This is a genomic window from Nostoc sp. T09 (genome assembly GCF_002154695.1).
Taxonomy (GTDB): Bacteria; Cyanobacteriota; Cyanobacteriia; order Cyanobacteriales; family Nostocaceae; genus Aulosira.
This window is the reverse complement of the sequence record NZ_MTAV01000068.1, coordinates 1-13,773: the sequence shown is the minus strand read 5'-3', so window position 1 is coordinate 13,773 and position 13,773 is coordinate 1. Positions and strand designations below refer to the sequence as shown.

At 40.7% G+C, this 13,773-nt stretch carries 14 protein-coding genes and 1 pseudogene; 9 read left to right on the top strand and 6 right to left on the bottom strand.

Features of this window, described 5'->3' with window-relative positions; translation table 11 throughout:
• The 3 genes from BV372_RS15175 to BV372_RS15165 all read right to left on the bottom strand — a co-directional run.
• Positions 1 to 648: glycine zipper domain-containing protein (locus BV372_RS15175; RefSeq protein ID WP_256973234.1), on the bottom strand; the 648-nt coding region annotated here is incomplete at its 3' end.
• A 585-nt stretch (positions 649 to 1,233) separates the two neighbouring features.
• Positions 1,234 to 1,656, bottom strand: coding sequence for a type II toxin-antitoxin system VapC family toxin (locus BV372_RS15170; protein ID WP_086687332.1), 423 nt, complete (start codon positions 1,654 to 1,656; stop codon positions 1,234 to 1,236).
• Positions 1,657 to 1,667: 11 nt separating this feature from the next.
• On the bottom strand, positions 1,668 to 2,027 hold the full coding sequence (locus BV372_RS15165) for a hypothetical protein (RefSeq protein ID WP_086687331.1): 360 nt from the start codon (positions 2,025 to 2,027) through the stop codon (positions 1,668 to 1,670).
• A gap of 132 nt (positions 2,028 to 2,159) precedes the next feature.
• Here BV372_RS15165 and BV372_RS15160 point away from each other — a divergent pair, with 132 nt between their 5' ends.
• Positions 2,160 to 2,387, top strand: coding sequence for a type II toxin-antitoxin system HicB family antitoxin (locus tag BV372_RS15160; protein WP_086687330.1), 228 nt, complete (start codon positions 2,160 to 2,162; stop codon positions 2,385 to 2,387).
• Positions 2,380 to 2,604, top strand: a complete 225-nt coding sequence (locus BV372_RS15155) for a type II toxin-antitoxin system HicA family toxin (protein WP_086687329.1) — start codon at positions 2,380 to 2,382, stop codon at positions 2,602 to 2,604. The genes BV372_RS15160 and BV372_RS15155 overlap by 8 nt, the downstream gene beginning before the upstream one ends.
• A gap of 18 nt (positions 2,605 to 2,622) precedes the next feature.
• On the opposite strand, the gene BV372_RS15150 is transcribed toward BV372_RS15155, so the two are convergent.
• Positions 2,623 to 2,865, bottom strand: coding sequence for a hypothetical protein (locus BV372_RS15150; RefSeq protein WP_086687328.1), 243 nt, complete (start codon positions 2,863 to 2,865; stop codon positions 2,623 to 2,625).
• 215 nt (positions 2,866 to 3,080) lie between these two features.
• Entirely contained in the window at positions 3,081 to 4,088 is a 1,008-nt protein-coding gene (locus BV372_RS15145; RefSeq protein WP_218776731.1) for a GUN4 domain-containing protein, read from the bottom strand.
• A gap of 402 nt (positions 4,089 to 4,490) precedes the next feature.
• On the opposite strand from BV372_RS15145, the pseudogene BV372_RS15140 reads away from it, so the two are divergent.
• A pseudogene (locus tag BV372_RS15140) lies at positions 4,491 to 4,775 on the top strand (transposase); the annotation flags it as partial.
• Between the two features lie 129 nt (positions 4,776 to 4,904).
• On the opposite strand, the gene BV372_RS15135 reads toward BV372_RS15140, so the two are convergent.
• The gene (locus BV372_RS15135) at positions 4,905 to 6,497 is read right to left on the bottom strand and encodes a helix-turn-helix domain-containing protein (RefSeq protein WP_086687326.1); all 1,593 of its coding nucleotides are present in this window, start codon (positions 6,495 to 6,497) and stop codon (positions 4,905 to 4,907) included.
• A 1,095-nt stretch (positions 6,498 to 7,592) separates the two neighbouring features.
• Here BV372_RS15135 and fdxB point away from each other — a divergent pair.
• The 6 genes from fdxB to BV372_RS15105 all read left to right on the top strand — a co-directional run bounded on the left by fdxB (position 7,593) and on the right by BV372_RS15105 (position 13,653).
• Positions 7,593 to 7,886 carry a ferredoxin III, nif-specific gene (gene fdxB, locus BV372_RS15130; RefSeq protein WP_086687325.1) on the top strand — a complete coding sequence of 98 codons (294 nt, stop codon included), beginning with the start codon at positions 7,593 to 7,595 and terminating at the stop codon, positions 7,884 to 7,886.
• 605 nt (positions 7,887 to 8,491) lie between these two features.
• Positions 8,492 to 9,469, top strand: a complete 978-nt coding sequence (locus tag BV372_RS15125) for a cytochrome c oxidase subunit II (RefSeq protein ID WP_086687324.1) — start codon at positions 8,492 to 8,494, stop codon at positions 9,467 to 9,469.
• Between the two features lie 147 nt (positions 9,470 to 9,616).
• Entirely contained in the window at positions 9,617 to 11,308 is a 1,692-nt protein-coding gene (gene ctaD / locus BV372_RS15120) for a cytochrome c oxidase subunit I (RefSeq protein WP_086687323.1), read from the top strand.
• A 226-nt stretch (positions 11,309 to 11,534) separates the two neighbouring features.
• Positions 11,535 to 12,134, top strand: a complete 600-nt coding sequence (locus tag BV372_RS15115) for a heme-copper oxidase subunit III (protein ID WP_086687334.1) — start codon at positions 11,535 to 11,537, stop codon at positions 12,132 to 12,134.
• 227 nt (positions 12,135 to 12,361) lie between these two features.
• Positions 12,362 to 12,847 (top strand): hypothetical protein, encoded by a 486-nt coding sequence (locus BV372_RS15110; RefSeq protein ID WP_086687333.1) that lies wholly within the window; start codon positions 12,362 to 12,364, stop codon positions 12,845 to 12,847.
• Between the two features lie 194 nt (positions 12,848 to 13,041).
• Positions 13,042 to 13,653: a cupin gene (locus BV372_RS15105; protein ID WP_086687322.1), complete on the top strand. Its 612-nt coding sequence runs from the start codon at positions 13,042 to 13,044 to the stop codon at positions 13,651 to 13,653.
• The last annotated feature ends 120 nt before the right edge of the window (positions 13,654 to 13,773 follow it).

Sequence of the window (13,773 nt, the reverse complement as noted above, 5' to 3'; positions counted from 1 at the left end):
TTTTACAGACTCGGAAATTCCTCTGATATTAGCTTCTTCGACTTTGCCTTTTACAGACTCAGAAATTCCTTTGACATTAGCCTCATCAATCTTATGTTGGATAGACTGAGAGATGCCTTTGGTGTCAGTTTCTTCAATCTTATGCTGAACGGATTCTGACAGACCACTGACATCGGCTTCGTCAATTTTATTCTTGACAGAATTAGTAATGCCTTGAATGTTAGCTTCTTCAACTTTGTCTTTGACCGATTCTACGGTAGCTTTAACAGAAGGCTTGATATCTTCAACAGCGTCCTTGAGGGAATCTGCAACACCTTCGGCTGTGTGCTTAACGTTATGTGCTACCTCTTCTACAGTCTCATTAATATTCTCGGCTATATCTCGACCAACAGCGGCACCAGCAACTGCACCACCTACAGCCCCGACGGCTGCACCTAGTCGTCCACCTACCAATCGACCAATAGCCGCGCCGGTGACTGCACCTCCAGCAGCACCAAGTGCTGTGCCAATGGGATGTCCACCAGATTGCTGCTCTATATTTTCATCATGTTGCTCAGACGTGATTGAATTATCACTAGACTGAGCCTGAACTTTTCTGGTAATAGACTTGTCTTGGTTATCATCAAATGTCTGACTACTATCAACCATGATATTTATCTCCTTAAACAAAACTAAAGGCTCATCAATTCTTTGATTTGTTATTAATATAACAATCCTCTTTAGAAGCTATACATAACTAAAGGTGGAAATTACTATACGTTTGTTTCAACTGAAGTTAGAAATTTTAGATTAGAAATTTTAGAACTGTCTCAACTTCTTGCTTATTTTTTGAATCTCGAAGTTTTTCTTTTCTACTGCTCGTGAGGGTTTTATAGTACTATTGAAATCTAATTATTTAAAGTAAGATTATCTGCCATACGATAGATGTAATTATTAGCAGTGATCGCATGTTTTATTTGGATGCAGGCTAAAGGTTTTTTATAAGTGTCAGTAGCAAGAAGAGCGATCGCACTTTATGAACGCAGTTACACGAGGAACATGGCGATCGCAGTTGCATTTATTGTTAGGTAAATAAATAATTTTTGTGTTATACAGAGGCGTGGAAAATTGCAGTTCACGATCGCAGTTACGGTTATTTTTAGATAAATCGATAATTTTTGTTTAGAGCAAGATGCGCAAAGAAGAAAGAATTATTAGTGCGATCGCACGGCAATATCCGATGAAATTTATTGGTTACAGCGTCCAATCTGCAATTGCTAATCTAGGTACTAAACCAAAATCTCGTTGATTACGAGTAACGACTGTGGCATTAAGAGATAATGCAATTGCAGCTATTCGCATATCTTTTTGCAGGCGATTTTTTCGCAGGGGAGGATTCTCTTTCAACAACTGTTTAAGACAGTTATCAGCCTCTGGTGTGAAATCTAGGATCTCAACTGTTTGGAGATATTTGACGGTTGTCGAAAGTTTTGAGTACAGTGCGGGGAGATTTTGCACAGACGACGGCTCGTTAATTTTACCAATCCAGCCGTTGAAAAGTTCTTGAACCGTAATTATAGTAACAGCAATTTGATGTAGAGAAGTGTTGGCTATAACTTGGGGATGGTTGCAAAGAATTAGTGAAACATGATCGGTATCGAGAATATATCGAGACACCCAAGCAACCTCTACAAGTAGTATGAGGAGTCAACTTCAGTATCATCATCTGAGGTTCGCTCTACTCGAATTTGATCCATGATTTCCTGAAAATCTGGATCGTCTTGAAAGACTCCAGCAAATTGCATCCAGGTAGGTGGTGAAGTAGAAAGTGGCACATTCCAGGAAATAGCTTCAATGTGGCTGAGTCGTTCTAAAAAGGTGGCTTGGAGTTGAGCGATCGCTTCTTCCCTTGTTTTTGCTTCGACTCGAAAGTTAGGAAACTCAAATATAGATGCAGCAAACTGACCATTTTTGAGAGTTTCTACTAAAACTGTCACTTTCAAATTGGTGGCTGGCTGGGATGGCGGTAGATTTAGATTTATCACCATGTTTGAAACACTTATAGTGTCTTTCTGATTCTACCGTGAGATTCGCACGGAATGGGAGCAAGCAGAACAAGCAAAAGCCCAGTCACCGCGATCGCAATTAATATAAAGATTAATGATATCTAGAGGCAAAAGATGAGCCAAATACGAAAACTCACTGCAATTATTGAGCGTGAGGGAGATGGTTATGTATCGCTGTGTCCAGAACTTGATATTGCTAGCCAAGGTGAGACGATTGAAGAAGCACGAAATAATTTAGTTGAAGCTTTGGAACTATTTTTTGAGACTGCTGACCCCTCGGAAATTCAGGAGCGTTTACATACAGAAGTTTTTGTGACTCAATTAGAGGTGAGCGTTGGGTAAGTTGCGAGTTCTTTCTGGTCGGGAAGTCTGCCAAATTTTAGAGCAACATGGTTTTTTGCAAGTACGCCAGCGCGGTAGTCATATTATTATGCAGCAACGAACAGAAGATTCAACCATAACTGTTCCTGTCCCTGATTATGAAGAAGTTCGCGTTGGCACGTTGCGGTCTATTATTCGCCAGTCAGGATTACCTCGCAATCTTTTTGAAGTAAGTTAGAATCATTGGCGATCGCACCTACGTCATATTCTTCACCCAGTTAATTCCTTGTCCACACCACTGGATGAGTAGCCACCGATCGGATTCTTTGTTTAATGCTGGTTTGATGCGGAAATTAAACACTTCCTGCCAAACTTCTACTCCGTGGTTGAGAACAAAATCTGCTTCCAATTCCTGGAACTTTTCCCATTGGCGATCGCTTATCGCTGTAAATATAGGAATAATTACGCTTACCGGAATTTCAGTAGCTACAGGTGTCATTCTGGGTAGTCCTCAAAAATACAAATGAATGGCACAGCAAAGGCGATCGCCTCGTCCTTTGTCGGCATATATACCTATCACGACATTTTTCTACCAGAGTCTACACGGGAGGAATTAAGACGGGATTAGCGATCACCATAACCCTTAACTTCATCCTCTGTAGTGCCTGTATACAGTTTGTCAACATGAGCTAATCTAGCCGTATACTTTAGATGTTAGATTTTACAAGTCTCAAGACGAGAAAATAGTGCTGCCCACCACGTTCCTAACCTGGGGAGATGCCCTGGAAGAGCATTAAGGGTAAAGTTAAGCTCAGAACCAAATAACCATTTTTTCTGATCTTTCAAATACCAGCCTACGTGTTCGCCTAACAGTGTTTGTGATGGGATGGCACCTATATCCTGCCAGATACGTTTTTGCACGCTAAAGCCGAAATGTCCATTACTGTATTTCACCCAAAGTTGGTCAATAACTTCTAGGTCACTACAGGGAAACTTTTCGATGTCTTGACTCCTGAGCCAGCCTTCTTTTTCTCTTGTAAATATCTTAAGCATGATAGCCATAGTTTCCTGATCTGCTTCTTGCCACTTACCATCTGCTAGTAAATCGCGCAGTAATGTGTAATCTATTCCCTGTCCACTCCTAAGATTATCGGCTGGTTTTTCTGGCTTAATACTAGGGTTGATTTTAAGCTCAGATTGAGATGCTCGTGTAATAAGTTGAGTCTGCGAATGGTTATTTGTTAGTAATTTAGGAGTTAAATTTTCTGAGATCCCTGCTATCCGGATGCTTAAACAGCCAAGTTTGTATGCAAACTCAACAGGTTTACCAGCCCCTAGTGCATCATAAAAGCCAATGGCAAATTCAATGGCTGCTCTATCTCCAATTGCTTGGCTCATACCAATCACATAGTTAATATGTTGGGCTATCGCCTCAGCTTGTACCTTTGAATAACAAGCATTAAGCACAACACACTCCACTTGCTCAGCAAACAGTTCAAATAATCCTGCTAAAGCCTCTGTCTCAACTACTTTGGCTTGACCTATTTCATCTTCAAATACCAGGCCCTCTTCCCCTGCTCCATGACCTGAGAAGTGAATAATGTTCGGCTCATAGTCCAGTATGGCTCTGTGTATGTCTCTGTAGCGGACTGCTTGTGCTGTCTCTAGCAAATAATAATCACGCTGTTTCGAACGTTTTAGCCCCTCCTTAATTTCACGCATTTCCTCATTCAGGCGAAGGTTACTTGTGCCAATAGGATTTGCTGATAGAATTAGTATTCTTTGGGTTCGAGTATTAGTACTCATTAAAAATTTGAATCTCTGGAGTAGTGCTTATAACCTAAGTTTACGATTGTTTAATCTACTGTATAAAACTTTGAATGCAAGAAATAATTTGTTTCTCATATATGGAGGTAGCCAGTAATTTGCAATACGCCTGCTCAATATTGGCAATTGCAAACTCTAACTCTACAGTATTTACAGTAACTTGCTCATGCTGTTTCTAAGAGGTTATTTATAAAGTAAATCTAAAGATGGCTGGTCAAGAGAATCGCAAAGATAGGATGCTTTGAAGACAGTGTAATTACTTAGTAAGCAATGCCTTGAAAAGCTTATTCTACTGAATTGAGTGACTTAGAATGGGAAATTCTCGCTCCCTTAATTCCCGCAGCTAAATCAGGAAGGCATCCTCGCACAACTGATATGCGGGAAGTATATAATGCCATCTATTATCACTTAAAAACCGGATGCCAATGGAATATGCTTCCTGGAGACTTCCCCCCTAGTTCAACGGTTTACAAATACTACCGAAAATCGCAAAAACAAGGTGTATGGGAAGAATTAAACCACACCTTACGTGACAGATTAAGAGAAAAAATAGCTAGAGCAACACAAGCGAGTGCGATCGCATAACACGTTGCTGCGTTAACATAACAACCCGATGTTATGGCATAACACATCGATGCATTAATATAATAGCGCGATGTTATATTAATGCAGCCCAATGCAAATATTCAACTGCAAGATTGCACTAATTCATCAAGCCATGTTCAGTACTTTCCGTAATAGGGCTTGGTCTTCTAACTTGGCTTTTAAACGCCCATTCTCGATATCGCGTATCCAGCTTTGGCTTTTACCTGTCAACTTTGCCAATTCTCTCTGAGAGAGGTTGAGATTTTTTCGCGCTTCTAAAATCTGTTCGCCCAGCAAATCGCCTGTGGTTTTTGGCTTTCTGCGATTGCGGTTAACGTTACGTCTTGGCTTTTTGTCTGAGTCTGAGTTTTGGTACTCCCATTCTGTTGGCAATTCAAAGGATAAAATCCGCGCATTCATCAGCAGATTCCATTTCCCACGGGGGCCTGTGTCTGTGAGGCGAGTTTCGCCACCGCCGTCATTTGTCCAAAATTCTAATGCTGCTTCTGGATCTTCTGGTAAATCGATTAACTTTGCCCACAATGGTTGAATTTCTACAGGATAAGTAATTGGGTCAAAAATAGGTTTAATTCCATAATGATTCAGCATTTCTAGATCGCTTTCAAAAGTCCGCAATAGACGTTTGCGTTCTTCTCTTTGTCTAGAGGCTAAGGTGACTTTTTCTTCACCGTAAGCAACACGCAATAAGGTAGGAACTGTTATGCGTTGCTCTCTGCCCATTTTGGTTTTAAACAGCAACCACAGCATGAGCCTTGCTGCACCTTCATGTTGCTGCCAAATACTCATAATAGTAGTTAACAGTGTTTTCGGGAGAATGCCATATTGATAGAATGCGGTGCGCTCTTTGCAGGCTTGTTTATTTAAGAAATGCTGGGCCCAAATTCCGGCTTTAATTTTAAAAGTTAGTCCCACTAAATATTTGCATCCGAGGTCGTCTTCTTGAAAGTAATGCTCCATGTCTATTAGGTGCCACAAGCGGGTTCCTGCAACTGAAAATCCTTTGACTCGGCCTTGTTGCGGCCAGTCAACGGAAATTATCAATGAGCAAGCTTGTTGCACGATGTTTTTCATTAAAGTTAGTTTGGCATTTTTGCTCAGGTCTTTGCGTTTTTCTAACCCTAAATATTTTTCTAGTTGGCGTTCATCAATAGAAAATTCTTGCTCCCAAGGTTGTTCTAAAGCAGTTGCCTGAGCTGCCAAAATTAGATGGATGCAAGCGGCTCTAATATCTAGCGTTTCAATTGCTTCTATATCTGTTGTGCGAGTGCTGACGTTGAATGGATCTTGGATGTGAAATGCGATCGCACCTCTACCTTGATTAACTTGTCGGCTATAGGATAAATACCCAGCTTCATCAATTTCCCAATGTAAGGATGTGCGCTGTGCAAGTACGTTGCAAGCTTCCCAGATGACAATCGCTGAAGCAAATGCGTTGTTTTTTCCATTAGAAAACAAATCTGGGCTAGTAGCATCTCTCGGTTCTACTTTACATCTCCCCTTTTTTGCTTGCCACGGGATAGGTGAATTTGTGGGACAGGCGCTTACACATTGCGGTTCGGGATAATAACCTTCGCAATTGTTACAAAGACAAGGATCGATCCAATATTCATTATTTTCGATTTTAATTGCACCCGTCGGACATTGGGGACGGCAATTGTCACATCCAACGCAACTGTTGTTAGGAATTGTATACGGCATAATGCACTTCCAACTATACTCGTTGAGATGTTTGGCTCAAGTCTCCCCTGGATGTGCCCTCTTTGTTCATGAGATTCACGACTCGCTACCAATTGATTTTTCTAACAAGAAAAATTTTTCTTGTTTAGGTAATTGCTCATATTCATACTCGGACATTACATCCACTTGGAAGCGACTTAAGGCTTTTCACCTGAGCCTCATAATTACTTCTTCATTAACTATACATTTCATAATCAAGTTGATAAGTTTGTTCACAATGAGCCTGGAGATGTTTCTTTAGGAATTTATTTTTAGAGATTCAAAGAATAGTTTTTTTAGACCTTAAAACCTTAACCAAAGTGTTTTTAGTGAACATCAACCCTTATGGTTAATAGTATTCAACTTATTTATTAATACTTTTAATATTTTACATTAGTTTATATTCTGCCATAAGTATTACAGTTTTTCAATAAGTCATCTTCTGCATTCTTATTTGCTGTAATGTGCAAAAATAACATTTGCTTTTTCTGCATTGGTATCAAGAGTTAAAGGCAGGAGACAGAAGGCAGAGAGCAGAAGGAATACATATAAATAAATTTAGGTTATTAAAGACATAATATTTCTTACGTTGTGCGTTTCAAGATACATCTTTTTTGTTGTGAATAAATTTAGGCGGCTCAAAACCATTTTTGTGAAAGGAAAAACAAATTCTTCCCTTCTGCCATCTGCCCTTCTCCGCAAGCAAAAAACTATTATTTTGGCAAGAGCATCAATTGTATAAAACCATATTTTTATACTCAAGTAATATTCATGCAAATGATTTTTACTGCTAGCAGTTGCAGTTGTTTAGCCAAATATAGAGAATGTCTGATTATCGCAGATAAAGCGGCAAACTATGTTAGGCAGGCATGACTTGAACAAGATTTTATAATAATTATTGGCAAAAGCTTTCAATTAACAGAGCTAATAAAAAAACAAGTGAGACTTGGTAAAAAGTCAGAAAATTTTGATTATAGGCAAATAGTTGTTTAAGAGCAAAAACAGACTATTAAGATTAGGTTAGGATAACGATCAAAGCACCAACATATTTTTAGGCATAATTGCCGAGGATTTATCATGGCACAACTAACAGGATTGACCTTCGGAGGTAAAACTTGGACACCAAAATTTGCCCAAGCAATTGATAAAGATAAATGTATCGGCTGTGGCAGATGCATGAAAGTATGCGGGTACAATGTGCTGGATCTAAAAGCCCTCAACGAAGAAGGTGAATTTGTTGAAGATGAAGATGATGAAGAAATCGAGCGCAAAGTAATGGTAGTTGCTAATACAGAAAACTGTATTGGTTGCGAAGCTTGTGCGCGGATTTGTCCTAAGAATTGTTACACCCACGCCGAATTAAACAATTAAGATTGTTTGGGATTTGACCAAATTGTTGCCTGTTCAGCGAGGGAGTAATTTAAAAGCAAGGTAATTAGAGGGGAAGTTTAAAAGGCAGAGGGCAGAAAGCAGAAGGAAATAAAGTTTGGAAAGTCAGCTTTGTAACCTTTTTAATCTGTGTAGTTATTTTTGCTTTGTTGAATTAGATGTTTACTCGAATTAGCAGAAAGTTCGTAGTAAGCAAATGCGTAAATCTTAAAGTGTTATCTATTAACAAATTCATACTTGCTGCTAATTGGCTTAATTAATATTAAAGCTAAAGTGCCCTCCTGAACTAGGTTTTTGTGAAAGTTGCGGGATGATTTGACATCAAAATCAAGATATAAGTATAAATTTTTTTGGGGGAAGAGATGTGAAAAGATCTGGAAAATTCCCCCAATTTTTATAGGGGTAAGTTAGAAAAAGAGTGAGAGAAAACAAAAACGCTGCTTTGTAGATGAAGGGACTAGGGAATGGGGAATGGGAAAGGGAGAAGGGGAAAAAGGGAAAATAACCCATGCCCAACGCTCGATGCTCAATTCCTAATACTTAGAAAATTACACCTTTGACGGCGTTTTACAGAGCAGGTGGTATGTATGGAACAAATTCCTGTTTCACTTTGGACTTTGGTTGCTGGTGTATTAGTTACAGCAATCAGCATTTGGATTGGTCAACACCATAATCTATTCCCAGAGCAAGCATCGCTACAAGCGCCGATGGTGGACGGATTTTTTAATATCATGTTTACCATTGCGATCGCGCTATTTTTGGTAGTAGAAGGAACAATTATAATTTTTCTAGTGAAGTACCGTCGCCGTCGGGGAGATAATACCGATGGTGCGCGCGTTGAAGGTAACGTTCCCCTAGAAATTTTCTGGACGGCAATTCCATCACTGATTGTCCTCTGTTTAGGCATCTACAGCGTAGATGTGTTTAACAGAATGGGAGGATTAGACCCAGCAGGTCATCCTCATGGTACAGCGCATGTTGCTCATGTAAGTGGCAGTGCAATGGCTGCTACCCTGGATAATCCTTCAGAATCTAAAACTGCACCCGCAATTGGCATTGGTTCGTCTTCCACAAACCAAAACAAAGCCGCCGATTTGACGGTCGATGTCAAAGGGATGCAGTACGCCTGGATATTTAACTATCCTGATAGTGGCATTACCTCTGGGGAATTGCACGTTCCGGTTGGTGCTGATGTGCAACTCAACCTTTCAGCACAAGATGTAATTCACTCATTCTGGGTGCCGAACTTCCGCCTGAAGCAAGACGCAATTCCCGGTATCGCTACCCAACTGCGATTTGTCGCCACCAAACCAGGAACATATCCTGTAGTTTGCGCTGAACTTTGCGGTGGTTATCACGGTTCAATGCGATCGCAGGTAATTGTCCACACACAAGAAGATTATGATAGCTGGCTGACAGAAAACCAAGTTGCTCAAAAGCAAGATTTGCATCAAGCGATCGCAGTTAACCCAGCCAATTTATCAACATCAGAGTTTCTGGCTCCCCATGCTCATGATATGGGAGTGAGTGCCGCAACTCTAGAGTCATTGGTCAAAAGTCATTAGTCATTGGTCATTGGTCAAGAGTCATTAGTCATTGGTCATGAGTTTCTAGTTTGAGACAAACGACACAGGACAAACCACAAATGACAAATACCAAAGGACAAAGGACAAACCACAAATGACAAATGACAAAGGACAAAGGACAAAAATATGACAAAAGTAGAATTTCCCCGGAATACGCCACCAGACAAAAATAAACCCCAAACAGTGGTAGTGACTCACACCGCGCACCCAACAGCGTGGAAATGGCAGGACTATTTCACGTTTAATGTTGACCACAAGGTAATTGGAATTCAATACCTGGTGACAGCGTTTGTGTTTTATTTGATCGGTGGCTTGATGGCGATGGCTATCCGTGTTGAATTAGCAACACCGGAAGCAGATTTCCTCGATCCCAATCTGTATAACGCTTTCATGACTAATCACGGGACGATTATGATCTTCCTGTGGATTGTCCCCAGCGCAATTGGGGGATTTGGTAATTATCTAGTACCGCTGATGGTGGGTGCTAGAGATATGGCTTTCCCCAAACTGAATGCGATCGCCTTTTGGTTAAACCCACCAGCCGGATTACTCATATTAGGTAGTTTCATTTTTGGCGGTTCGCAATCTGGTTGGACAGCTTATCCACCTTTGAGTTTGGTGACAGCACCAATCGCTCAAACTATGTGGATACTTGCGATCGTTTTGGTGGGAACTTCCTCAATTTTGGGTTCGCTGAACTTTGTGATCACCATTTTGATGATGAAAGTTCCCAGCATGAAATGGGATCAAGTGCCTCTATTTTGCTGGGCAATTTTAGCAACCTCCATCCTGGCGCTTCTCTCCACACCTGTATTAGCAGCCGGTTTAGTTCTGCTGTTGTTTGACCTCAACTTTGGCACTTCCTTCTTTAAACCAGATGCAGGCGGTAACGTTGTTATTTACCAACACTTATTCTGGTTCTATTCTCACCCGGCAGTATATTTAATGATTCTGCCCATCTTCGGCATCATGTCCGAAGTCATTCCCGTTCACGCCCGCAAGCCGATTTTTGGTTATAAAGCGATCGCTTATTCTAGTGTAGCTATCTGCGTTGTGGGTTTGTTCGTTTGGGTACACCACATGTTTACCAGTGGTACACCCGGTTGGATGCGGATGTTCTTCACCATCTCCACCCTGATAGTTGCAGTTCCCACTGGCGTGAAAATTTTTGCCTGGGTTGCTACCCTTTGGGGTGGTAAAATCCGCTTCACAGGTGCGATGCTTTTCGCCATTGGCTTATTATCCATGTTTGTCATGGGCGGCTTAAGCGGTGTGACGATGGGAACAGCCCCCTTTGATGTTCACGTCCACGACACATATTATGTAGTCGGACATTTTCACTACGTTCTGTTTGGCGGTTCCGTGTTTGGGATTTATGCCGGCATTTATCACTGGTTCCCCAAAATCACCGGACGAATGTTGAATGAAACCTTGGGACGGATTCATTTCGCCCTCACCTTCATCGGCACGAATCTAACCTTTTTACCCATGCACGAGTTGGGTTTGAAAGGAATGCCCCGACGAGTGGCAATGTATGACCCCCAATTTATCGACCTCAATCAAATTTGTACCTTCGGTTCAATTGTTTTGGGGATATCGGTAATTCCTTTCGCCATCAATATGATTTACAGTTGGTTGAAAGGGCCTTTGGCTGGTGATAATCCTTGGCAAGCTTTGACTTTAGAATGGACAACCAGCTCACCACCAGCGATTGAAAACTGGGAAGTATTGCCGATTGTCACTCATGGCCCTTATGACTACGGTCATGGTAACAGTAGTGAAGTACAGCCATCTGCAACGCCGGAAGCTAGTGCTTAGTTAGTAGAGTAGCCCTTTAATTTCTTTTTTCTCTCAGCGCTCTCTGCGTCTCTGTGGTTAAATAAATTACTTTTAAACCACAGAGGCACAGAGAACACAGAGTAAAGAGATTAAAGAAGAGTTAAATAAGGATTTTGGATAAAGAATGAAAATTTTGCCGCTTCAGACTTCATTTTTTATTCAAGCTTCCACAACAGACAGAGTAGATCGTATTGTCAAAAAATCTATGACTATAGCTACAACCACGAGCGAAGATCACAGTGCAGAACACGAAGAACATCCAGATTTAAGAGTTTGGGGACTGTTGACGTTCCTAGCTTCTGAATCCCTGATGTTTGGGGGATTTTTTGCCACTTTCTTGTTTTTCCGAGGTATTACAGCAGTTTGGCCTCCAGAAGGGAGTGAAGTAGAACTACTTGTGCCGACTATTAACACCATTATTTTGGTGTCCAGCAGTTTTGTGATTCACTTCGGTGATAAGGCGATTAAAAAGAATAACGTCAAGGGAATGCAACTGTGGTACGCAATTACTGCAATCATGGGTGCAATTTTCTTAGGTGGTCAGGTTTATGAGTACGCAAATTTAGGATACGGTCTGACTACCAACGTCTTCGCCAACTGCTTTTATATCTTGACTGGGTTCCACGGTTTGCACGTTTTTGTGGGACTGTTATTGATATTACGTGTATTGTGGCGATCGCGTCTTCCCGGTGAATATTCTGCAACCAATCATACTTTCATCGAAATGGCAGAAATTTACTGGCACTTCGTAGACATCATCTGGATTGTTCTCTTCACCTTGGTATACGTTCTCACTTTGTTTTAAAGGACTGGGGATTGGGGACAAGCAGACAAGGGGAAATAACCAATGCCGTAAGAATTTAGGAGTCAGAATTCAGGAGCCAGAAGGGTTAAAGAATGAGGAGAAATATTTGATGAATCAATTTACTAATCTACTAGATTACCTCTAAATTCTGACTTTTGACTCCTGAGTGCTGAATTCTTACCCAATGCCCCATGCCCAATCCCCAATGCCCCATTTTGGAGATTATTATGCAAGTTGATACTAATAAATTCTCATGGTTCCAAGTTCCAGAGGACATCAAAAAGTTATTGATGTTGGCTGCACAGACTTGGGAAAACACCTCAGAATCCGAGAAATATATGCAACAAGCTGTAGCTAAAACAGGTGAACATACAGAGGTTTTAGTAGCAGCATATAGGTATTTCTATTACAAAAATAATTATTTATTAGCTCTGCAAACAACAAACCAATTATTAGATAAAATTAAGGAAGCTGAAAAATTTCCTGAAGATTGGGAGCAACTCAAGCCGATTTTAGTCAGTCGGAAAAAAGACTCGCAAATCAGGCTATATTTGAATGCTTATGCTGCTTCTGGATTAGTATTAGCCAAGCTCGGAGAAATCGAGCAAGCTAAAATAATTAGTAGCAGAGTCAAAGAAATAGACGGGTCTAATGATTTTGGCGCGGGAATTCTGCTGGATATACTCACTCGTCCACCTGAAGAAGATGATTGACAATTCGTAATTATTTGGTCAAAAATCATGAGTCTTTTTTCATCGAATAATTTAATTTCCCTATCGGCTATTAATTCTGCTACTTTGATTCCTGCACCTAACTTACCTATTCAGCCTGTACCGATTATTACTCCTATTAATCTTCCGTCCCCCGTTTTCCCGCTAAACTCTTTTCGATTTATGGTTTAAAATTTATGCAAGGTAGGGATTTGCTTGTAACTGGCGACGGCAAGTTACAACTGTGTAAATCTGCGAGAGCATGGGATTTATTGCGTGATAATTATCGCCTTTATCGCTTTTTGACTGAAGTGGAAGACGTTCTCAATGATGTTGATGATGAATCCAGCCGCCTACCAGAACTGAGAATGCTGGTTAGGCGATTAATTGTCAATTCTTACTGGGTAAATAGTCAATATTTAGAACCTGATGCTCAAACTGGAACTTCTGTTTTACTCATGTATGATGAGTTGGGTTTTCCCTTAACAGTGCAAACAGTAGCATTTGCACCAGGAACATCATCGACAATTCATAATCATGGAACCTGGGGAATTGTTGCAGTTTTAAAAGGTCAAGAAAAGAATACGTTTTGGCGGCGAAATCCTAGCCCTGATGCTCAAGATAAAATTGAAGCAACGGGAGAAGTTAACTTATTGCCAGGAGATATTATTAGTTTTACTCCTGATGCAATTCATTGTGTTGAAGCAGTGGGTGATGAACCAACTGTGACTTTTAACATCTATGGGGAAACCGATCCAAAAGAAAGATTTGAGTTTAACCCAGTGACTCATATCGCTAAAAAGTTTTAGGCTTAATAGAAAAATTCACAAATTCGTCACAAATTAACCTCAAAAAAACTCTGCGTTACTCTGTCTTGAAAAGTTTCCTACGCCGGGAAACCCGGCTTCGAGGAACTTTTCGCTGCGCTT